Origin of the sequence: Luteimonas mephitis DSM 12574, assembly GCF_000422305.1 — a bacterium.
In the GTDB taxonomy this organism is placed as follows: Bacteria; Pseudomonadota; Gammaproteobacteria; order Xanthomonadales; family Xanthomonadaceae; genus Luteimonas; species Luteimonas mephitis.
Genome location: NZ_AULN01000017.1, coordinates 93,455 through 114,196, shown reverse-complemented (window position 1 = coordinate 114,196; position 20,742 = coordinate 93,455). Strand labels below are relative to the sequence as shown.

General features: G+C 69.1%; 16 protein-coding genes and 1 tRNA gene. 10 read left to right on the top strand and 7 right to left on the bottom strand.

Features of this window, described 5'->3' with window-relative positions:
• Positions 1 to 124 precede the first annotated feature (124 nt).
• The 6 genes from H570_RS0107425 (at position 125) to H570_RS16790 (ending at position 6,283) form a co-directional block, all read left to right on the top strand.
• Positions 125 to 1,693 (top strand): amino acid permease, encoded by a 1,569-nt coding sequence (locus tag H570_RS0107425; RefSeq protein WP_027080181.1) that lies wholly within the window; start codon positions 125 to 127, stop codon positions 1,691 to 1,693.
• Positions 1,694 to 1,809: 116 nt separating this feature from the next.
• Positions 1,810 to 3,105, top strand: a complete 1,296-nt coding sequence (locus H570_RS16795; RefSeq protein ID WP_051176215.1) for an amino acid permease — start codon at positions 1,810 to 1,812, stop codon at positions 3,103 to 3,105.
• Between the two features lie 57 nt (positions 3,106 to 3,162).
• Positions 3,163 to 3,804, top strand: a complete 642-nt coding sequence (locus H570_RS0107415; protein WP_027080180.1) for a methylthioribulose 1-phosphate dehydratase — start codon at positions 3,163 to 3,165, stop codon at positions 3,802 to 3,804.
• A 203-nt stretch (positions 3,805 to 4,007) separates the two neighbouring features.
• Complete coding sequence (locus H570_RS0107410) at positions 4,008 to 4,553, top strand: 1,2-dihydroxy-3-keto-5-methylthiopentene dioxygenase (protein ID WP_027080179.1); 546 nt, start codon at positions 4,008 to 4,010, stop codon at positions 4,551 to 4,553.
• 93 nt (positions 4,554 to 4,646) lie between these two features.
• Complete coding sequence (mtnC, locus tag H570_RS0107405) at positions 4,647 to 5,348, top strand: acireductone synthase (protein ID WP_027080178.1); 702 nt, start codon at positions 4,647 to 4,649, stop codon at positions 5,346 to 5,348.
• Positions 5,345 to 6,283 carry a C13 family peptidase gene (locus H570_RS16790; RefSeq protein WP_051176214.1) on the top strand — a complete coding sequence of 313 codons (939 nt, stop codon included), beginning with the start codon at positions 5,345 to 5,347 and terminating at the stop codon, positions 6,281 to 6,283. Before mtnC ends, H570_RS16790 begins: the two co-directional genes overlap by 4 nt.
• A 220-nt stretch (positions 6,284 to 6,503) precedes the next feature.
• Here the strand turns inward: H570_RS16790 and H570_RS0107395 are convergent, their stop codons facing one another.
• The gene (locus H570_RS0107395; RefSeq protein ID WP_027080177.1) at positions 6,504 to 8,090 is read right to left on the bottom strand and encodes a calcineurin-like phosphoesterase C-terminal domain-containing protein; all 1,587 of its coding nucleotides are present in this window, start codon (positions 8,088 to 8,090) and stop codon (positions 6,504 to 6,506) included.
• A gap of 154 nt (positions 8,091 to 8,244) precedes the next feature.
• Here H570_RS0107395 and H570_RS0107390 point away from each other — a divergent pair, with 154 nt between their 5' ends.
• Together H570_RS0107390 and H570_RS16785 are read left to right on the top strand one after the other, a co-directional pair.
• Positions 8,245 to 10,068, top strand: a complete 1,824-nt coding sequence (locus H570_RS0107390) for a sensor domain-containing diguanylate cyclase (RefSeq protein WP_169447745.1) — start codon at positions 8,245 to 8,247, stop codon at positions 10,066 to 10,068.
• A gap of 290 nt (positions 10,069 to 10,358) precedes the next feature.
• Entirely contained in the window at positions 10,359 to 11,603 is a 1,245-nt protein-coding gene (locus tag H570_RS16785) for a hypothetical protein (RefSeq protein WP_156899887.1), read from the top strand.
• A gap of 35 nt (positions 11,604 to 11,638) precedes the next feature.
• On the opposite strand, the gene H570_RS0107380 is transcribed toward H570_RS16785, so the two are convergent.
• The 3 genes from H570_RS0107380 to hisS all read right to left on the bottom strand — a co-directional run bounded on the left by H570_RS0107380 (position 11,639) and on the right by hisS (position 15,461).
• Positions 11,639 to 12,013, bottom strand: coding sequence for a hypothetical protein (locus H570_RS0107380; protein ID WP_027080175.1), 375 nt, complete (start codon positions 12,011 to 12,013; stop codon positions 11,639 to 11,641).
• Positions 12,010 to 13,908: an HAL/PAL/TAL family ammonia-lyase gene (locus tag H570_RS0107375; RefSeq protein WP_027080174.1), complete on the bottom strand. Its 1,899-nt coding sequence runs from the start codon at positions 13,906 to 13,908 to the stop codon at positions 12,010 to 12,012. Before H570_RS0107375 ends, H570_RS0107380 begins: the two co-directional genes overlap by 4 nt.
• A 176-nt stretch (positions 13,909 to 14,084) precedes the next feature.
• Positions 14,085 to 15,461 (bottom strand): histidine--tRNA ligase, encoded by a 1,377-nt coding sequence (gene hisS / locus H570_RS0107370; RefSeq protein ID WP_027080173.1) that lies wholly within the window; start codon positions 15,459 to 15,461, stop codon positions 14,085 to 14,087.
• 158 nt (positions 15,462 to 15,619) lie between these two features.
• Here hisS and H570_RS0107365 point away from each other — a divergent pair.
• Positions 15,620 to 15,696 (top strand) — tRNA-Pro (locus tag H570_RS0107365).
• A gap of 113 nt (positions 15,697 to 15,809) precedes the next feature.
• On the top strand, positions 15,810 to 17,072 hold the full coding sequence (locus H570_RS0107360) for an MFS transporter (protein WP_027080172.1): 1,263 nt from the start codon (positions 15,810 to 15,812) through the stop codon (positions 17,070 to 17,072).
• A gap of 597 nt (positions 17,073 to 17,669) precedes the next feature.
• On the opposite strand, the gene argH is transcribed toward H570_RS0107360, so the two are convergent.
• The 3 genes from argH to H570_RS0107340 form a co-directional block, all read right to left on the bottom strand.
• Positions 17,670 to 18,977 (bottom strand): argininosuccinate lyase, encoded by a 1,308-nt coding sequence (gene argH, locus H570_RS0107350; protein ID WP_027080171.1) that lies wholly within the window; start codon positions 18,975 to 18,977, stop codon positions 17,670 to 17,672.
• Between the two features lie 187 nt (positions 18,978 to 19,164).
• A complete protein-coding gene (gene argC, locus H570_RS0107345) occupies positions 19,165 to 20,130 on the bottom strand; it encodes an N-acetyl-gamma-glutamyl-phosphate reductase (RefSeq protein WP_027080170.1) in 966 nt (321 codons plus the stop codon).
• The gene (locus H570_RS0107340; RefSeq protein ID WP_027080169.1) at positions 20,123 to 20,740 is read right to left on the bottom strand and encodes a GNAT family N-acetyltransferase; all 618 of its coding nucleotides are present in this window, start codon (positions 20,738 to 20,740) and stop codon (positions 20,123 to 20,125) included. The genes argC and H570_RS0107340 overlap by 8 nt, the downstream gene beginning before the upstream one ends.
• Positions 20,741 to 20,742 lie beyond the last annotated feature (2 nt).

Here is a 20,742-nt window from a genome sequence, read left to right as displayed (position 1 = left end):
CGATGCAGCGGGCGCCGATGGCGCTTGTGCGCGCGGTGCCGCGGCGGTTATGGTCGCGCAGTCCCGGCCGCACAGCGGCCGGTATGCCGTCCATCCAGCAACATCAGTCCCGGGGAGTCACTCAATGCTTTTTTGGCGCGTCAAGCCGCTCGACAAGATTCTCGAAACCGCCGGCAAGAAGGCGCTGACCAGGCAATTGGGGGCATTCCAGCTGACCATGCTCGGCATCGGTGCGGTCATCGGCACCGGCATCTTCGTGCTCACCGCCGAGGCCGGGCAGAAGGCCGGTCCGGCGATGATGCTCGCGTTCGTCATTGCCGCGGTGGTCTGCGCGCTGGCCGCGCTGGCATATGCCGAACTTGCCTCGATGGTGCCGGTCGCCGGCTCCGCCTACACCTACACCTACGGCGTGCTCGGCGAAGGGCTGGCCTGGGTGGTCGGCTGGGCGCTGGTGCTCGAGTACGCGGTGGCGGCCGGCGCGGTCTCGGTCGGCTGGTCGGGCTACATGAATGGCCTGCTGATGCACACCAACCTGTTCGGCCTGGTAGAGGAAGGGTCGCTGGCACTGCCCCGCGCGCTGCGCTCGGGTCCTTACGACGGCGGCACGTTCAACATCCTGGCCTGCGGCATCGCCCTGCTGGTGACCTGGCTGCTGGTGATCGGCACCTCCAAGTCGGCCAAGGTCAACGCGGTACTTGTTTCGATCAAGGTCGCGGCCCTGATCGCCTTCATCGCGATCTCGCTGCCGGCGGTGCAGAGCGCCAACTTCGAACCCTTCTTCCCGACCGGCTGGGGCAGCCCGATGGGCGGTATCGGCGTGCTCGGCGCCGCGGCTTCGATCTTCTTCGCCTATGTCGGTTTCGATGCGGTGTCGACCGCATCGGAAGAAACCAAGAATCCCAACCGCAACATCCCGATCGGACTGCTCGGTTCGCTGCTGATCTGCACCATCTTCTACCTGCTGGTCGGCTACGGCGCGGTGGGCGCCGCGGGTTCGGCGCCAATGGTCGGCGCCGATGGCAGCTTCCTGCAGCCCGGCACGCCGGAAATGGCCGCGGCCTGCCTCAGCCACACCGAGGCGCTGGTCTGCAGCAAGGAGCCGCTGGCACACGTGATGCGCATGATCGGATTCGGCGGCGTTGGCAACATGATCGGCCTGGCCGCGGCGCTGGCGCTGCCGTCGGTGATCCTGATGATGATCTACGGCCAGACCCGCATCTTCTTCACCATGTCGCGCGACGGCCTGCTGCCCGAGTTCCTGTCGAAGGTGCACCCGAAGTACCACACCCCGCACGTGATCACGGTCATCACCGGCGTGTTCGTGGCGATGTTCGCGGCGATGTTCCCGGTCGGCGTGCTGGCCGACATCTCCAATTCGGGCACGCTGTTCGCCTTCATCATGGTGTCGATCGGAGTGATGATCCTGCGCAAGCAGCAGCCCAACCGCCACCGCCCGTTCCGCACGCCGCTGGTGTGGATCGTCTGCCCGCTCGCGATCGCCGGCTGCCTGCTGCTGTTCGTGAACCTGTCGCTGTACACCATCAGCCTGTTCTTCGGCTGGGCGATCATCGGCATCATCGTCTATCGCTTCTACGGCTATCGCCACAGCGACCTGGGCCGCGGCATCCGCGACGCCGAGGACGGCAACGTGCCGCCGCCGGAGCCGCCGTTCCACGAGGGCCCGCAGGCCTGACGGCGAGGCGGGATGGAACACTTGCTACAGGGAAGAATGGCGCGGATGACCGCGCCATTCTTCCATCTGCCGCCCGGAGGTCGCGGGCGAAACCATCGGCCACGAGGGGACCGGCGATGAATGCTTCTTCCGCGCGCAAGATCGGGCCGGTGCTCGCGACCTTCGTGGTCGCCAACAACATGATCGGCTCCGGTTTCTTCCTGCTCCCGGCGACGCTGGCGCAGTCGGGCGGCGTCACCGCGCTGGCCTGGCTGCTGGGCACGGTGCTGGCGGTGGTGCTGGGCGGCGCGTTCGCGCGGCTGGCGCGGCAGTACCCGGACATGCAGTCGCCCGATGACTACGTGCGCCCGGCGCTGGGCCGCGACATGGGCTTCCTCGCCACCACGCTGTACTGGATCTCGTCGTGGGTCGGCAACAACGCAATCGCGGTGGCCGCGTTCGGCTACCTGGTGATCCTGCTGCCGATCGACGACAGCCCGGCGGTGCGGCTGGTCGGGCAGGTCGTGCTGATCTGGCTGATGTTCGCGCTCAACCTGCTCGGACCGCGCGGGATCGCGCGGTTCCAGTCGATGTGCGTGGTCTTCGGCCTGCTCCCGGTCGTTGCGGTGCTGACCGCCGGATGGGCGAGTTTCGACGGCGACATCTACCGCGCGGCGTGGAACGTCACCGGGCATTCCGACGCCTCGGTGGTGTTCAGCTCGCTGGCGCCGATCTTCTGGGCCTTCGTCGGCCTGGAAACCGGCGCGATGATCGCCGGCGTGGTCGACGACCCCGACCGCAATGTGCCGCGCGCGACCATCGGCGGCATCCTCATCGCCGGCGTGGTGTACCTGGTGTCGTCGGTGCTGATGATGGGCATCGTGCCGGCGCCCGAGATGGCCGCGTCGAGCGCGCCGTTCGCGCTGGTCGCCGGCAAGATGTTCGGCGCCTGGGCGATCCCGCTCATTGCGGCCGCGGCGGCGCTCAAGGCCACCGGCACGCTGGGCGGCTGGATGCTGGTCACCGGCGAATCCGGCGCGCGCGCCGCCCAGCGCGGGATGCTGCCGTCGATCTTCGGCCGCCTGCGCGCCAACGGCTCGGCCGGGTGGGGATTGCTTATCGTCGCGGCGGCGATGTCGGCGATCGTCGTGATCACCTCGGCGCCCACGGTCGGCGACCAGTTCCGGACCCTGATCGACATGGTGGTGATGCTGGTGGTGATGGCCTACATCGCCGCCGGCCTGAGCCTGCTGCTGGGCGCGCCCGGCAAGCCCTCGGGCACGCGCGAGCGCCTGCTCGGCATGGGCGCGCTGGCCGCCTGCGGCCTGCTGGTGTACTCCAGCCCGGTGAAAACGCTGGTGGGCGCGCTGATCGTCGCGCTGCTGGCGTGGGCGGCGTGGCGCGGGTTCGGGCGGGGCGCGAAGCGGGCCTGATCCGCAACGCCCTCGCCGAGCAGCCATCGCCGCTGCCGCGGCGGTAAACTCGCAGGCATGAGCAACGCCCTCCCCTACGACACCCACCGCCTGTACGAGCTGGCCGGCGAAATCATCGTCAACGTGCGCGAACTGTCAGCGCTCGGCTGGACCCCCGCGACCAGCAGCAATTTCTCGCGCCGCCTCGACGACCGCCACGCCGCGATCACCGTCTCCGGCCGCGACAAGGGCAAGCTGCGCGAGGCCGACATCATGGTCGTCGACTTCGACGGCCGCGCCGTCGGCAGCGACCACCGCCCGTCCGCGGAAACCGGGCTGCACACGCAGCTGTACCGCCGCTTCCCGGATATCGGCTGCGTGCTGCACACCCACTCGCAGGTGCAGACCGTGGCTTCGCGGCTGTACGCCGGCAACGGCCACGTGCACCTGGAAGGCTACGAACTGCTCAAGGCCTTCAGCGGCAACACCACGCACGAGACCGAACTCGACCTGCCGGTGCTGCCCAACACCCAGGACATGGCGGTGCTGGCGGCGCAGGTCGACGCCCTGCTCGACCAGGGCCGCATGTGGGGCTACCTGATCGACGGCCACGGCCTGTACGCCTGGGGCCGCGACATGGCCGAGGCGCGGCGCCACCTCGAAGCGTTCGAATTCCTGCTCGGCTGCGAACTGGAGCTGCGCAAGCTCGGCTGCAGGTAGCCTCGCGCCACCCAAAACCCATGTCACGATCGATCACCGGCCGTAGGTCGGGGCTACGCCCCCGACGCCCCGCGCCATCCGATACATGCGCCGCCACCGATCGATCGAGCGTCGGGGGCATAGCCCCGACCTACGGGCCACAGCTCCCCCGTGCCCGCGCAGGCCAGCCTCGGTAGGCTGGCCTCCCCACCCGAGTCATTGCCATGAGCCGCCTGCGCATCTTTGCCGAGAACGCCCCCGACACTCCCGAGTTCGACAGCAGCGACGGCGACGCGATCGCCCGCGAGCTGCAGGAGATCGGCGTCACCTTCGAACGCTGGCAGGCCGCGCAGCCGATCGCGCCCGGCGCCAGTGCGGAGGATGTAATGGCCGCCTATCGCGCGGACATCGACCGGCTCGTCGCCGAGCGCGGCTTCAAGTCGGTGGATGTGGTCAGCATTGCGCCTGACAATCCCAAGCGCGAGGAAATGCGCGCCAAGTTTCTCGACGAGCACTTCCACAAGGAAGACGAGGTGCGCTTCTTCGTCGCCGGCTCCGGTCTGTTCACCCTGCACGTGGGCGACAGGGTCTACGAGATCGAGTGCGTGAAGGACGACCTGATCGCGGTGCCCGACGGCACCACCCACTGGTTCGACATGGGGCCGGAACCGAGCTTCGTGGCGATCCGCTTCTTCACCGAGCCGGACGGCTGGGTCGGCCACTTCACCGGCACCGACATCGCCCGGCGCTTCCCGCGCTACAGGGAGTAGGAACCGGCAACGGGGATCCGGAAACGCGACATCCCCATCCCGCCCGGCCTCTCGTTCCGAATCCCGAATCACGAATCCCAATCCCGGCTCCCAATGAAACCCGTCATCCTCACCGACATCGAAGGCACCACCAGCAGCATTTCCTTCGTCAAGGACGTGCTGTTCCCCTATGCCCGCCAGGCCCTGCCCGGCTTCGTGCGCGCACGCGGAAGCGAGCCGCAGGTGCGCCACTGGCTGGACCAGGTCGCCATGGAAAACGGCGGCATGTGCCAGGACTCGATGATCGTCGAAACGCTGCAGGGCTGGATCGACCAGGACCGCAAGCACACTGCGCTCAAGGCGCTGCAGGGCATGGTCTGGGAGGCCGGCTACCGCAGCCGCGATTTCACCGCGCCGGTGTATCCCGATGCCGTCGAGGCGCTGCGTCGCTGGGACGAGGCCGGTTACACGCTGGCCGTGTATTCCTCCGGCTCGGTGCCGGCGCAGCGGCTGCTGTTCGGCAACTCCGACGCCGGCGACCTGCTGCCGCTGTTCCATGCCTTCTTCGACACCGCGGTCGGCCACAAGCGCGAGGCGGACAGCTACCGCGGCATCGCCCGCTCGCTCGGCCGCGAACCGGCCGACGTGCTGTTCCTGTCCGACGTGGTCGAGGAGCTGGACGCCGCGCGCGACGCCGGCATGCGCACGGTGCTGGTCGACCGCCGCGATGATTACCCGCAACCGCGCACCGGCGCCGCGACGAACGGCCACGCGCGGGTGGAGCGCTTCACCGACATCGACCCCGTCGCGACATGACCCGGTGGCGGCGCCCGGGCATCGTCGCCGCCGTGTTGGGGGTCGCTGCCCTGTTGCTGCTGCCGGCATGCGCCGAGGACGAGAGCATCACCGCGCGCGACCAGCGCCTGCTTGCCGCCGACATCGCGGCGCTCACGCCGCAGCGCCCCGGCCAGGTCGATCTCTACGTCGTCGGCTTTGCCGGCGACAGCACCGAGGACGTGTTCCGCAACGAGGTCGCCTACCTCGACGCGCTGATGTCGACGCGATTCGGCGCGCACGGCCGCGTGGTGACCCTGGTCAACCACCTCGACAGCCTGACCACCGCGCCGCGGCCGCTCGCGACCCTGGAGAACCTGCGCATCGCGCTGGCCGGCGTGGGCAAGGCGATGGACCGCGACGAGGACGTGCTGCTGCTCTACCTGACCCTGCACGGCACCGAGGAGCACGAACTGGCCGTGCAGCTGCCGCCGGTCCTGGAACAGTGGATCACGCCGCGCGAACTGCGTGCGGCGCTCGACGACGCCGGCATCCGCAATCGGGTGGTGGCGATCTCGGCCTGCTACTCGGGCGGCTTCATCCCCGCGCTGCGCGACGCACGCACGCTGGTGGTGACCGCCGCCCGCGCCGACCGCAGCTCGTTCGGCTGCGGCAGCGAATCCGACGCCACCTATTTCGGCCGCGCCTGGCTGGTGGACGGGCTCAATCGCACCACCAGCTTCATCGACGCCTATGGCATCGCCGCCGATGAAATCTCGCAGTGGGAAGACGAGGATGGCGAGACGCCATCACTGCCGCAGATCGACGTGGGCGATGCGATCATCCCGATGCTGCAGCGGTGGCGGTCGCAACTCGAGCCGGGGCCGGTCGTGCCGTATCCCTACGATGCGGTTGCCGCGCCGCAGGAACCAGCGGAACGCGGCGAACCATCGATGCCCCTGCCGCCGCCCCCGTAGGAGCGGCCCATGGCCGCGAGGCTTTCCCGTCCGGAGAAGCAGGAGCTCGCGGCCATGGGCCGCTCCTACGCGGCGTCAACCGTGGATCTTCTCGCTCCTCGCGAGCATCGCCACGGCCCGCGGTCTCCGGCGTGCGACGACCGCCACGTCTTCCAAGCCGACGCGTTGCGGAAATGCCTGTCGGGCAAGTCGATGGGCGCTTCGATGGCCATCGCCCGCCCTATTCCACGGCCCCCTGCAGCCGGTAGGTGATGGTCGCCCGCTGTTCACTCAACGATGCATCGAATGCCCGCACTTCGACGCGGTGCTCGCCAATGCCCAGGCCGGTCGGCAACGCGCCGCGCCACAGGTGCGCGGATGGCTTGGCCTCCGGCGAACGGTCGTAGCCGCGCAGCGCATCGGCAAGATCGTCACGGACGTTCTCCACCAGCAGCCGCGGATCGGTCTGCGCCACCTTCGCCATCGGCGTCCAGTCGCCGCCATCAACCCGGTATTCCACGCGCGTGTCGTCGCGGCCCATGAACACGTTGGCGTACACGCCCCAGGCAGGATAGGCGCCTTCGCGCAGCACCTTTGGCGCATGCAGCGCCATCGCCGCGGTGAAGGCCGGGTCGCCGCCACGCAGCCGCGCCGGATGCCAGGCCAGCGCGTACTCCCCGTCGCGCGAAACCCGCAGCGTGGCGTAACCGTTGGGCGTGCCGTCGGCCATGGTCGCGTCGGGAATCCCGTCGGCATCCTTCACTCCCGACCAGAACGCACCGCAGTTGGCGCCGACGTTGTACTCGTGCAGCGGCTGCGCGCCGTGCCAGCCGGTGCCTGCGTCATGGAACCAGTGCTGCTGGGTGTGGCTGTGCGCGCTGAGAACCAGCACGTGCGGGAAGTCGCGCAGCAGCGCGAACAGGCGCTCGCGGTCGGCATCACGGAACGTCTCCCGGCCCGCGGCCTCGAACAGCGGGATGTGCATGCCCAGGACCAGCAGGTGGTCCTTAGGGACGGTCGGCAGGTAGGCTTCGAGGAAGGCGAACTGGTCGTCGCGGAAGCCGCCGACGTACGCCGGCTTCTGCCCCGGCTGGTGGATCACGTCGTCGAGCATCACGAAGGTGGCGCGCGACTCTTCCCAGGCGAAGGTGTCGGGGCCGAAATGGCGGCGGAAGGTCTGCAGTGCATCGGCGTCGGTCGCCGCATCGGTGTCCATGTCGTGGTTGCCGGCCAAGTGCAGCCAAGGCACGTGCAGCGAGGTGGTGACGGCATTGATGGCCGGGTACAGCGACAGGTCGTCGTCGACGATGTCGCCCAGGCCCAGGCCCAGCGTCGCGGGCGTGTTGCCGAGCAGCGGGGCGACGATGTCGCGGCGGTAATAGTCGATGTCGGTGCGCGATTTCGGCTGCGGATCAGCGAAGACGAGCACGTCGAGGTCAGTGTCCGGCCCAGGTGCGCGGCGCAGCGCGAAATCGATGCGTTCCTGCAGCGGCCCCGCCGGCAATCCGCCGTAATGCAGCGCCGAGGGCGCGCGCAGCGGCTGCTGCCGCCAGAACGCCGGCAGCCCCTCCGCGCCCGCAGGTACCTTCCAGCCGGCCGGCTTGACCACGAAGATCGTCTCGCCAGCAGCCATCTGCAAGGCGTAGCGGCCCTGCCCGTCGGTGCGCACAACCCTGTGCCCGTTCGACACCGCGACGCCGGCAATGCCCGCCTCCCCGGCATCGCGAACGCCGTTGCCGTTGCCGTCGTCGAACACCACCCCGCCCTGCGGCTGCGCGGAAGCGACACCGCACGCCAGCCAGAGTACCGCCGCCAGCCCACGCCGCATCGTGGACCTCCCGTTGTCGAAACCGCTTCCATTATGCCGCCGCGCAGGCACCCGGCCGTGCGCGAAGCGGGCCCCGGTTACCCCGGCATCCAGCTGACGTAGAATGCCGGCAGGGGTCGCTGCGGCGCCCCGGGGACGATACGGGGGCACGGGAATGCGCAACGTACGGATGCTCGCATGTCTGTTCGCGATCCTCGTCGCGGCATGGCTTCCGGGCGTCGCCTCGGCACAGCAGGTGCTGCAGCTCGAACCGGGGCACGGCGATATCCAGCTGTCGTCCTACCTCGCCTATCGCCACGACAGCGGCGGCATCGACGATGCCACGGACGCGTTCCGTCGTTATGCGGCCGGCGAGTTCTCGCCGCTGCCGGGGGGACAGTCGGAATTCGGCTTCCAGCCGGGCGCCTACTGGTTCCACGCCAACGTGGTGAACCACGACGCCGTCGAGACCCGCTGGATCCTCGTGCAGCAGTACGCGCTGAGCGACTACATCGACCTGTACGTGCGCTACGCCGACGGCCGCGTCGTCCACCAGGCCAGCGGCGACCACCGCCCGTTCGGTTCGCGCAGCATCCACGACCGCCACCCCAACTTCCAGTTCGACCTGCCGACCGGGCAACCGGTCGAGTTGCTGGTGCGGGTGCAGAGCGAAAGCTCGATGCAGGTGCCGCTGGCGCTGTTCACCACCACCGCGTTCGCGTCGCTCGCCCGCGACGCGCAGTTCGCGATCGGCATCTATTACGGGATCCTGCTGGCGCTGTTCTTCTACAACCTCGTGCTTTGGCTGATGCTGCGCGATGCCAGCTATTTCTGGTACCTGTTCCACCTCAGCGCGTTCGGCATGGTGCTGTTCACTCTCAACGGCCTGGGCTTCGAGTACCTGTGGCCGAACTCGGCGTGGATGACCGACAAATCGGTGCCGCTGTCGATCTGCCTGGCGCTGATCGGCATGCAGCAGTTTGCCCGTACCTTCCTTGAGCTGAAGGAGCGCTTCCCGCGCGGCAACCTGGTCAGCCTCGCACTGATCGGCTTTTTCCTGCTGCTGGGCATCGCCTCGCTGTGGCTGCCGTACCGCATGTCCACCCCGATCGCGGCGCGCGCGGTGCTGGTGGGCGTGCTGTGGATCGCCGTGGCCGGCATCGTCGTGGTCCGGCGCGGTTACGTGCCCGCCAGGCTGTTCATGCTGGCCTGGTCGATGTTCCTGCTGGGCACCACGATGTTCACCCTGGTCGCCTTCGGCGTCCTGCCCAAGACCTTCTACACCGAGTACGGTGTGCAGATCGGTTCGGCCACCGAAATGCTGCTGCTGTCGATCGCGCTGGGCAATCGTTATGCCTCGCTGCGCAGGGAGAACGAGCGCATCGTCAGCGACGCCAACCAGAAGCTTGAACGCAAGGTGGCGCAGCGCACCCAGGAAGTCCGCGCCGCGCTGGTGCAGCTGGAAGAAGCACACGGTCGCCTGCGCGACTCCAGCCGGCGCGACGGCCTGACCGGGCTGTACAACCGCACGTACTTCCACGAGGCGTTCGAGAAGATGCTGGTCGATGGCCAGCAGTCGCACCAGGCGGTGTCGCTGCTGATGATCGACCTCGACCATTTCAAGGCCATCAACGATCGCCACGGCCACCTGGTCGGCGACGACTGCCTGCGTTTCACCGCACAGCGGATCGGCAAGGTGCTGCGCGCGCACGATGCGCTGCTGGCCCGCTTCGGCGGCGAGGAGTTCGTGGTCGGGTTGCCCAGGCACGGCCTGCACGAAGCCGTGGAAGTGGCCGAAGGCCTGCGCCGTGCGCTGGTCGAGAGCCCGTGCGGCGCCCAGGGCCACAGCATCCGGATCTCCGCCAGCGTCGGCGTGCATACGATCGCGCCCGGGTCGGTCGATGACATCGACGCCGCGATCGAGATCGCCGACCGCGCGCTCTACGCCGCCAAGGCCAACGGGCGTGATTGCGTGAAGACGTCGATCAGCGCCGCCTGATCCCGGGGAATCCTGCACCTGCCCTTGTAGGAGCGGCTTCAGCCGCGAGCTCTTCGATGTTGCAGCGATGCATTGTTGCAGGAGCGCGCTTGGGCGCAGCCTGCTTTCCCCGATAAGGCGGTGGTGCCCAGGCGCGCTCCTGCGAGGGCAATGCCCGCGTACCTCCGTTGGCGCTCGCGGCTGAAGCCGCTCCCACAAGGCTTGCGTGGGCAATGGACTGTCGGCTGCTACCCTGCGGGTCTGCTGTTTCAGGATGTCGAATGAAAATGACATCGCCAAGCCACTGCACCGTGCTGCTGGCGCTCCTGATCCTGCTGCTCGGCGTGCCCGGGCGGCACGCAAATGCGCAGACCGTGGTGGGCACAGAACCACCGGCAGAGCACCGCGACCTCGTGCTCCGCAGCCAGGCGCAGCTCGACGACTACCTGCGCCGGCATGCAGCCGCGGGCGAATCGACGCCGCTGGATGCGTTCTCGGCAGGCGCCCGCGCGCGATTCCTGTCCAGCCTGGAATGGAGCAGCCACGGCCTCGGTGGCTTCGATCCGGCCGACCTTGCCGAGGAACTCGACGACGCACGGATCCACGCGGTGCTCGCACTCTTTGGCAGCAACATGATTGCCTATGCGCCTGCCAGCCGCGCGGCCGCAATTGGGCTGCATCGCGATCCCGGCGACCGGGATCACATCAGCGACCTGGAACGACGCTACGCGCTGTACCAGCAGCAGCTCAATGCCGCGGGCCGGGCGCACGACGACCTCGCGATCGCGGGCATCACCGCCTCGCGCTTCAAAGTGCTCTTCCCCGAAGCGGATCAGCCCGAAGACCTGCACCGCCTGGCCGACCACGACCTGCGCCTGCTCTGGCGCGCCGCCGCACAGGTGGCGCTGGCTGCGCCATCGTCCACGAATGCCGGCAAGGCTTCGTCCGTCTTCAAGGAATGCGAAGGTCGCGGCATCGTGGACCTGCATGACTTGCGCCAGATGCGCAGCATCCTGCTCTCGGGGCGTCGCTTCGGGCAGGCCCGTCGCTTCACCGCCACCCACCCGGATGCCGACCTCCCCGCACTGCCCGCCTTTGATGATCCATTGGCGCGCGACACGCGCGCCGCCACGGTGTGGCGCATGAATGCTGATAGCAGCCGCGTCACGCGCACTGCCATCGACCTCGGGCCCACGCAGATCCTGGTCACCGCCGGCTGCCATTTCTCGACCGACGCCGCCAAAGACATCTCCGCCGACCCGGTACTGGGCCCCATCTTCGCCCGACACGCGCACTGGCTGGTCGGCACGCCGGGCGTGGAGTCCATCGACGCGGTCCGCGAATGGAACCGGCGCTTCCCCACCGCACGGGCGGAGATGATCCACGACCGCGACGAATGGTCGCTCCTTCCGACCTGGTCGATGCCGAAATTCCACATCGTGCGCCAAGGCAAGGTCGTCGAGAGCGTGACCGGCTGGTCAAGCTCGCCAACGGCGAACCGGCAGTTGCTGATCGACGCGCTGCGTCGCGCCGGGTTGCTCGAACCCGCCTCCTGACTCGCAGCCCTGCGAGGGTGCCGTCCCGGGAGTTCCTACGGCGGCGGCGCGTCATCCGCGCGACGCGACTCGAACGCCATCCACCCGACCAGCGCGCCGCTGCAGGCACCCACGATTTCCATCACCACGCGCATGCCCAAGCCGCCCGGGTCGTTGATGCCAGCCAGCGCCAGTTGCACCCGCGCCGGCGAGCCGGGATTGACGAAGAACAGCGAGAACAGGTGCCAAAGGTCGATGCCGCCACCGATCGCGACCCCGGCGAACGCGGCCCAGCCGATGGCATGGCCCTCCGGCCAGCGCAGCGCGCGGGCGATGACGTGGCTCAGCAGGTAGGCCAGCAGGCCGATTGCGAAGGCGATCGCGCCCGCTTCCAGCGCGCCCAGCCAGCCGCTGTGCAGCGCGAGGTTCATGCCGGGCCGACGCCGCGTGCGGCGGCGAGCAGGCTGCCGTCGGCGACCAGGCGCACGGCGGTGGCGACTTCGCCGTCGAGCGCGCGGTCGCGGTCGAGGAAGGCGATGGCGTCGCGCAGGGCGGCGTGCGCGGCGGCGACCGCGGCGCCCGGGTGGTAGTCGTCGCCCGAGGCGAGCTCGACGCGCAGCGCCTCCACCTCGTCGAGGAACCCGGCGTGCTCGGCGGCGTCGGTCGCCGGTGCGCCATGGATCTTCGCCGCCAGCGCTCGGGCATCGGCGCGCCCGGCAAGATCGCGCGCGGCGCTGATCATCCGGCGGCGCAGGTCCAGCGCCTGCGCGGCGGTGTACAACTCCAGCGCCAGCACCTTGCCCAGGTCGTCGGCCATCGCCAGCACGTGGCGCGCCTCGTTGGCGCCCATCGACACGTGGTCCTCGGCGTTGGCGCTGGTCGGGATCGAATACACCGACGCCGGCATCGCGCGGCTGGTGAGGTCGTTGACGATCGCGGCCGCCGTGTACTGCACGATCATGAAGCCCGACTCGGTGCCGTCCTCGTTGCCGATCAGGAACGCCGGCAGGCCGTCGTTGGTGGCCGGGTCGACCAGCTTGTTGAGGCGGCGCTCGGAGATCGAGGCCAGCACCGGGATCGCGGCCTTGACGTAGCTCATCGCCAGCGCCAGCGGCATGCCGTGGAAATGGCCGGCGGAAATCACCTGTTGCTCGACGTGCTCGGCCTGCCTGTCGGGGAATACCAGCGGGTTGTCGGTGACCGCGTTGAGCTCGATGTCGAGCACGCGCCGCGCCTGTGCCACCGCGTCGCGCACCGCACCGTGCACCTGCGGGATGCAGCGCAGCGAATAGCTGTCCTGCGGCTGGTGCTTCTTGCCGCCGCGGAAGGGCTTGAAGCGCTGGTAGAACTTTTCGCGGCCGTGGCGCTGCGAGAACGGCACCCACTCCCAGCCGATGTCGAAGTTGGGCTGCTGCGGCGAATCCGACTCCCAGCTCGACGGCTGCCACGAACGGAACCTGGGCACCAGGTGGTACGGGATGTCGGCGAGCGTGGAACCGTCCAGCAGCGAGCGCAGTCCGGCCGCCACCTGCACCTGGCCCGGGTGCGGGCGCAGCGCGTGTACTTCCTCGGCGAACGCGCCCAGGCGACCGGCGAAGGCGTCGATGGTCATCGCCGCGGCAAGGTCGGCGGTGTCGAGCAGGTCTTCGAGCTTCTGCACGGCCAGCATGCCGGTGGCGAGCATCTGCGCGGTGCCGTTGTTCAGCGCCAGGCCTTCCTTGTACGACAGCGACACCGGCTGCAGGCCGGCGCGCCGCAGCGCGTCCGCGCCCGGCATGCGCTGGCCTTCGAAGAATGCCTCGCCGCCGCCCAGCAGGACGATGGCCAGGTGCGACAGCGGGGCGAGGTCGCCCGACGCGCCCACCGAACCCAGCTGCGGCACCACCGGCACCACGCCGGCGTTGAGCATCGCCGCCAGCGCCTGCAGGGTCTGCACCCGGATGCCCGAATGGCCCTTGAGCAGCGTGTTGACGCGGATGCAGAGCATCGCGCGGACGACTTCGGGCGCGAACGGCTCGCCCACGCACACCGCGTGGGTGACGATCAGGTTGGTCTGCAGCTCTTCGTGCAGCGAACGGCCGCTGGGCCGTGCGCCCGGCAATTCGTCGCGCAGCGGGTGCGCGCCGAGCAGCTTGTCGGCGTTGCTGCCGAAGCCGGTGGAGACGCCGTAGATCGGCTCCTCGCGGCGCACCTGTTCGGCGAGGAACTCGGCCGCGCGCGCGACCTTGCGCAGCGCGCCGTCGTCGAGTTCGACTGTGGCGCCGTGGGCGACTGCGAGCAGTTGCCGGCCGGTCAGCGACTGGCCGTCGAGGTGAATGGATTTCATGCTGCGATCCTGTGGGTTGTATTCAACTCGGGTGACGTCCGGCCGTCCGGATTGCTGCAGGAGCGGCTTCCCTCGCTCCTGCAAACAGCCTGCCATGCCAGGCCAGGAGCTCGCTCCTGCAAACAGCCTGCCATGCCAGGCCAGGAGCTCGCGCCTGAAGCCGCTCCTGCGGAAGGTCACGGGTTGCCTGCGACGCTCGATTGCCCGCGCTCGACAAGCAGCCTGTGCGCCAGCCCGGCATCGGCCACTTCAAACTGTTCCCCGCGCCGCAGGTCCTTGACCGCCACCGCGCCCCTGGCCGCCTCGTCGCCGCCACGGATCACCACGAAGCGAATCCCGGCGCGGTCGGCGTACTGCAGCTGCTTCGCCAGCTTGCGCGGTTCCAGCTGGGTTTCGACGTTGAGCCCGGCCGCGCGCAGCTGCTGCGACAGCGCCAAAGCGTGGTCGAGGCCGGCATCGTCGAGCAGGGTCACCAGCGCGTCGACCGAGCTGTCGGCGCCCGCGACCAGGCCGGCGTCGCGCAGCTGGAAGAACAGGCGCGTCAGGCCGATCGAAATGCCCACGCCCGGCAGCTTCGACTTGGTGTAGTGGCTGGCGAGGTTGTCGTAGCGGCCGCCCGAGCAGATCGAACCGATCTGCGGGTAGGCGTCGAGCGTGGTCTCGTAGACCATGCCGGTGTAGTAGTCCAGGCCGCGCGCGATCGACAGGTTGATCGCGTAGCGCGACTCGGGCACGCCCATCGCCTTCAACCGGCCGAGCAGCTCGCGCAGTTCGGCGCGGCCTTCCTCGAACAGTGGGGTGCCCGCGCCGAGCGCGTCGAGCTTCGCCAGCGCGTCGTCGTGCCCGGCCGAGCGCACGCGCGAGAACGCCAGCAGCCTGTCGGCAACGTCCGCGGCAAGGCCGAAATCCTCGCCGACCAGCGTCGAACGCACCGCGTCCTCGCCGCGCTTGTCGAGCTTGTCGAGCTCGCGCAGCACCGCGAGCTGGCGTTCACCTTCGATGCCCTGCCCCTCGAAGAACCCGCGCAGCAGCTTGCGGTGGTTGAGCCAGATGGTGAACTGCCCGATATCCAGCGCCTCGAACACCGACGCGATGACCGCGGGAATCTCGGCGTCATGGCGCGGCGACAGCGCGTCCTTGCCGATCACGTCGATGTCGCACTGGTAGAACTCGCGGAAGCGGCCGCGCTGGGCGCGTTCGCCGCGATAGACGCGCTGCATCTGGTAGCGGCGGAACGGGAACGCGAGTTCGTGCTCGTGTTCGGCCACGTAGCGAGCCAAGGGCACGGTCAGGTCGAAGCGCAGGGCAAGTTCGGGCAGGCCCTCGCCCTGCTTCTCCAGCGCCCCGGTCGACTGCACGAAGTACACCTGCCGCTCGGTCTCGCCGCCGGACTTGGTCAGCAGCACCTCGGACAGCTCGAAGACCGGTGTTTCCACCGGCAGGAAACCGAAGCGCTCGAACGTCAGGCGGATCGTGTCCAGCATGCGCTGGAACGCGATCTGGTCACGGGGCAGCAGCTCCATGACCCCGGGCGGGGTGCGGGGCTTGATCAAGGCAGGACTCCGGGCGGATTCGCTAGCCGCACAGTTTAGCCGCTGCGCCCCGCTCGACCCGCGCAACGGCGCCAGCGCGCGAACGACGACGCGACGATTGCACGCCGACCTATTGCCGCGACCCTGCCCGGCTCTTTACAATGCGCGGCTCACCCAGTCGGGGTGTAGCTCAGTCTGGTAGAGCGCTACGTTCGGGACGTAGAGGTCGCAGGTTCGAATCCTGTCTCCCCGACCAATTGAATCAATGGTTTAGACGAAACCGGCCCGCGCCGGTTTTTTCGTTTCCGGCCACTTTCTCCCGGTATTTCCGCCGCGCACTCCGCCGCGCCGTCCCTGGATTCCGACCGCATGAGCACGCAGGCACCCCAGCCCTCCTCCGCCCGGCCCGGGCTGGTGGAAGGCCGCGCGCTGGTGCTGGCCGGCATCGTGCTGTCGGCGCTGAACCTGCGCACCGCGGTCACCTCGATCACGCCGCTGCTCGACGAGCTCGGCCGGGTGTTCGACTTCGGCGGCACCATGGCCGGTGTGCTGGGGATGCTGCCGAGCGCTGCGTTCGCGGTGTTCGGCGTCGCCACGCCCGCCATCGCCCACCGCATCGGGCTCGAACGCGCCGCGCTGCTGTCGATGGCGCTGGCCGCGCTGGGCCTGGTGCTGCGCTCGCTCGCCGGCGGCACCGGCGGGCTGCTGCTGGGCTCGATCGTCGCGCTGGCCGGCATGGGCATCGGCAACGTGGTGCTGCCGCCGCTGGTCAAGCGCTACTTCGCCGATCGCGTCGGCACGCTCAGCACGCTCTACATCACCGTGCTGCAGATGGGCACGATCCTGCCGGCACTGGTCGCGGTTCCGGTGGCCGCGGCGGTGGGCTGGCGCATCTCGATGGGCGCCTGGGCACTGGTGGCGATCGCCGCGGCGCTGCCGTGGATCGGTGTGCTGTGGATCGAGCGCCGCAAGGAGTCCGGCCTGGCCCGCTGCCACGATGCCGCCGTCGCGGCCGGTGACGAGGCCCCGGAGCTGGCCGCGCCCGCGCCGCGCGGCAAGGTCTGGCGCACCTCGCTGGGCTGGGGCATGGCGTTGATGTTCGGCATGACGTCGCTGGCGACGTATTCGATGTTCACCTGGCTGCCGAAGATCCTCACCGAAGCCGGCGCCACGCCTGCGTTCGGCGGCGCGATGGTGGCGCTGTATTCGGCGCTGGGGCTGGTGAGTGCGCTGACGATCCCGGCGCTGGCGGTGCGCGTGGCGAATCCGTTTCCGCTGGTGCTGGCCTGCGCCGCCTGCCACTTCGGCGGCTTTGCCGGCCTGCTGCTCGCACCGATGGCCGCGCCGCTACTGTGGGTGCCGCTGGTCGGGCTTGGCCCCAGCACGTTTCCGCTCGGCCTGACCCTGATCAACCTGCGCACGCGCACGCCGGGCGGCTCGGCGTCGCTGTCGGGCTTCATGCAGGGCGTGGGCTACGCGCTGGCGAGCCTGGGGCCGGTGCTGTTCGGCGTGCTGCACGAAGCCACCGGCGGCTGGGCATGGCCGTTCGCGATGCTCGCGGCAAGCGTGGTGGTGATGGTGGTCGGCGGCTGGCAGGCGTGCAAGCCGCGGGTGCTGGAAGACGCGTGGTGATGCCCGGCGCAGGAGCGCCGCCTTGGCGCGCCAGGACGCTTGATGGGGTGTTTCGGCGCCCGGGCCTCCGGTTCCGGGCTTTCCAGCCTCTTGTGCTGACGGTTCCAAGCCGGCGATGAGCCACGGAGCCTGGTGCGTGAGGCTTCTTCCCTCACGCGCGAGGCTTTTTTCCTCATGCGCGAGGCTTTTTTCCTCATGCGTGAGACTTTTCTCCTCATGCGCGAGACTTTTTTCCTCATCCGTGAGCCTTGAAGTCTCACGCGTGAGACTTTTTACCTCATGCCTGAGACTTTTCTCCTAATGCGCGAGACTTTTTGCCTCGTGCGTGAGTCCCGGAGCCTCATGCGTGAGACTTTCTGGCTCGGCGGCGACGCCTGGGGACTCATCCATGAGTCTTCTTCCCCGGCCGGTGCGTTCCAGAGTCTCATCCGCCCGGGTTTCGCGCGGCCGGCCGGTGGCCCTCGTGCCGTTCCACCCGGCGCCGGTTCCGGTCCACGCCACGTCCCGGCAATTCATTCAAGCCGACGCTGCCTTGCAGCGCGGCTTGAACCGGGCGATGGCTTTCCGGTGAAGCCCGGTCGCGCCCGTGGGGCGCTCCTACGCGGCGGTTTCGCCGGTACTCAGGGCTGCCAGCCGGGCACCCAGTTCGTCCAGCCGCAGGTCGCCTGCCGCGCCGGGTGAGGTGCGCATGGCGAGGCTCGCGGCGGGATCGCCCGCCGCCCAGCGCGCAGGGTCGGCGGCCTGGCGATAGGCGTCGCGGAACGGCACGCCGTCCTTCGCCATCTCCACCGCAAGATCGGTGGCATACATCGACGGCTCCAGCGCGGCGCGCATGCGCTCGGGCTTCCATTCCAGGTTGCGCAGCAGGTCGGGCAGCAGCGCCAGCGCCTGCAGGCCCTTGCCGAAGCCGTGGAACAGCGCGCCCTTCGACACCTGCAGGTCGCGGTGGTAACCCGATGGCAGCGACAGCAGCTGCTCGATCTCGCAGCGCGCGGCGGCAACGCTGGCGTAGGTCGCGCGCATCAGTTCGATCACGTCGGGGTTGCGCTTGTTGGGCATGATCGAGCTGCCGGTGGTGTACTGCGCGGGAAGCGCGACGAAGCCGAACTCGGCGCTGGTGAACAGGCTCAGGTCCCAGGCCACGCGGCGCAGGTCGAGCATCGCGCTGCCGAGTGCTTCGAGCGCGGCCAGCTCGAACTTGCCGCGCGAAAGCTGCGCGTACGGCGGCGAGACCTGCATGCGCGCGAAGCCGAGCGCGGCGGTGGTGTGGTCGCGGTCCAGCGCCAGGTTGACGCCGTAGCCGGCGGCGCTGCCGAGCGGGTTGGCGTCGATCCAGGCCGCGGTGTCCCGGGCGCGCGTCGCGTTGTCGATGAACGCCTCGGCCCACGCGCCCCACCACATCCCCAGCGACGACACCACGGCGCGCTGCAGGTGGGTGTAGCCGGGCAGCGGCACGTCGGCCTCGGCGCGCGCGCGCCGCAGGGCGACGTCCGCGGTTTCGATGCACATCGCCTGCGTGCGGGCCAGCTTCTCCTTCAGCCAAAGTCGCGTGGCGACCAGCACCTGGTCGTTGCGGCTGCGGCCGGTGTGGATGCGCCGGCCGGTGTCGCCGAGGCGTTCGACCAGGCGCGCCTCGATCGCCGAGTGCCCGTCCTCGAAGCGTTCGTCGAGCACGAAGGTGCCGCTGCGGAAGTCATCGGCGAGCACCGCGAGCTCGCGCGCGATGTCATCCAGCGCGCCGGTGTCGAGGATGCCGAGATGCTGCAGCCCTTCGGCATGCGCGCGGCTGGCCGCGATGTCGTGGAGGAAGAACTCGCGGTCCAGGATCACGTCGTCGCCGGCCAGGAAGGCCTGGATCTGCGTGTCGACGGCGACGCCGGGTTTCTGCCAGAGCAAATCGGACATGGCTTTCTCGGGATTCGGGATTCGGGATTCGGGATTCGGGATTCGGGATTCGGGATTCGGGATATAGGGATATAGGGATATAGGGATATAGGGATAAGGGATAAGGGATAAGGGATAAGAGATTCTGGGAATGCTGTTCTGCCCTGGCTCTTCCCAATCCCCAATCCCCAATCCCCAATCCCGGCGTCTACACCGGGATGCCCTCGGTTTCCGGGAAGCCGAAGGCCAGGTTGAGGTTCTGCAGCGCCTGGGTCGCGGCGCCCTTGAGCAGGTTGTCGAGCGTGGCCACCACCACCAGCCGCCGACCATCGTCGCTGAGCGTGAAGCCGCCGACCTCGGCGCCGTGGCGGCCGGCGACCTGGCTGACCCACGGCGCCTCGTCGTCGACGCGCAGCAGCGGTTCGTCGCCATAGCGCTCCGCGTACCGCGCGCGCACGGCGTCGAGCGTCGCCGGTTCGCGCAGGTGCAGGTTGGCGGTGACCGTGAGGCCGCGGAAATGCGGGGCCACGTGCGGCATGAACTCGATCGCCAGCCCGGACTGGCGGCTGACCTCGCGCTCGTGCAGGTGGTCGACCAGCGCATACGGCATCAGGTTGTCGCGCAGCTTGTCGACATCGTTGCGGTCCGACGGCGTGGTGCCAGCGCCCGAGTAGCCCGACACGCCGAAGCACTGCACCGGTCCCTCGACCAGGTCGCGCACCGGCGCGATCGCGAACTGCATCGCGCTGGCGTAGCAGCCGGGGTTGGCGATGTGGTTCTGCCCGGCGTAGCGGCCGCGGGTGAGCTCCGGCAGGCCGTAGTACCAGTTGTCGTCGAAGCGGTGGTCGGCCGACAGGTCGACGATCACCGGATCCCCGCCGTGCGCGAGCAGGCCGGCGATGCAGGCGCCCGACTTGCCGTTGGGCAGCGCGAGCACGCAGGCGTCTACGGCGAAGTCGCCGAGCGACTCGTGGGCGATGTTGGCGTAGTGCAGCGTGCCCCGGTACTCCGGTACGTGCGCCGACACCGGCTGGCCGTCGAGCTCGCGCGAGGACACGAATGCCAGCTCGAAGCGCGGATGCCCCGCGATCAGCCGGATCAGCTCGGCGCCGGTGTGGCCGCGCGCACCGACGATGCCGACGGTCCTCGCATCCATCAGCGTGTTCTCAGCCATTGTCGCGCCCTCCGCGCTCGAGTCGATCCTGCAGGTTGCGCTTCACCGCCGGCCACTCCGCTTCGATGATCGAGAACGCCACCGTGTCGCGCACACTGCCATCGGCGTGGCGGCGGTGGCTGCGCAGGATGCCGTCCTGCTTCGCGCCCAGCCGTGCGATCGAGGCGCGCGAGCGCTGGTTGAACCAGCTGGTTTCGAAGCCCACGCAAATGCAGCCCAGCACTTCGAACGCATGCCCGAGCAGCAGCAGCTTGGCTTCGGTGTTGACGCCGGTGCGCTGCACGCGCGGCGCGTAGAAGGTGTAGCCCAGCTGCAGCCGCGGGACGGCAGCATCCATGTCGTAGCAGCGGGTGCTGCCGACCACCTCGCCCGCGGCATCGAGCACGGCGAACGCCCACGAATCACCGCGCGCCTGTTTCTCCAGCGCAGCGGCGATGTACGCGCCGGCATCCTGCGGTGGCGGCACGCTGATGTACCAGCAGCGCGAGAGTTCGCCGTCGCCAAGCGCCGCGCGAAGGCCGTCGGCGTGCGCGTGCGACAGCGGTTCGAGCACGACGTTGCGGCCGGCAAGGCGCGGCTGGGTGTTCCAGGCGTGTTCGCGTGCATCCATCG

Excerpts from the sequence above, each read along its gene's own strand:
- H570_RS0107390 (WP_169447745.1), top strand. The coding sequence starts at position 8,245 with ATGCGCAACGTACGGATGCTCGCATGTCTGTTCGCGATCCTCGTCGCG.
- H570_RS0107395 (WP_027080177.1), bottom strand. The coding sequence starts at position 8,090 with ATGCGGCGTGGGCTGGCGGCGGTACTCTGGCTGGCGTGCGGTGTCGCT.
- H570_RS0107415 (WP_027080180.1), top strand. The coding sequence starts at position 3,163 with ATGAGCAACGCCCTCCCCTACGACACCCACCGCCTGTACGAGCTGGCC.
- H570_RS0107380 (WP_027080175.1), bottom strand. The coding sequence starts at position 12,013 with ATGAACCTCGCGCTGCACAGCGGCTGGCTGGGCGCGCTGGAAGCGGGC.
- argC (WP_027080170.1), bottom strand. The coding sequence starts at position 20,130 with ATGGCTGAGAACACGCTGATGGATGCGAGGACCGTCGGCATCGTCGGT.
- mtnC (WP_027080178.1), top strand. The coding sequence starts at position 4,647 with ATGAAACCCGTCATCCTCACCGACATCGAAGGCACCACCAGCAGCATT.
- argH (WP_027080171.1), bottom strand. The coding sequence starts at position 18,977 with ATGTCCGATTTGCTCTGGCAGAAACCCGGCGTCGCCGTCGACACGCAG.
- H570_RS16795 (WP_051176215.1), top strand. The coding sequence starts at position 1,810 with ATGAATGCTTCTTCCGCGCGCAAGATCGGGCCGGTGCTCGCGACCTTC.
- H570_RS0107360 (WP_027080172.1), top strand. The coding sequence starts at position 15,810 with ATGAGCACGCAGGCACCCCAGCCCTCCTCCGCCCGGCCCGGGCTGGTG.
- H570_RS0107425 (WP_027080181.1), top strand. The coding sequence starts at position 125 with ATGCTTTTTTGGCGCGTCAAGCCGCTCGACAAGATTCTCGAAACCGCC.
- H570_RS16790 (WP_051176214.1), top strand. The coding sequence starts at position 5,345 with ATGACCCGGTGGCGGCGCCCGGGCATCGTCGCCGCCGTGTTGGGGGTC.
- H570_RS0107375 (WP_027080174.1), bottom strand. The coding sequence starts at position 13,908 with ATGAAATCCATTCACCTCGACGGCCAGTCGCTGACCGGCCGGCAACTG.
- H570_RS0107410 (WP_027080179.1), top strand. The coding sequence starts at position 4,008 with ATGAGCCGCCTGCGCATCTTTGCCGAGAACGCCCCCGACACTCCCGAG.
- H570_RS0107340 (WP_027080169.1), bottom strand. The coding sequence starts at position 20,740 with ATGGATGCACGCGAACACGCCTGGAACACCCAGCCGCGCCTTGCCGGC.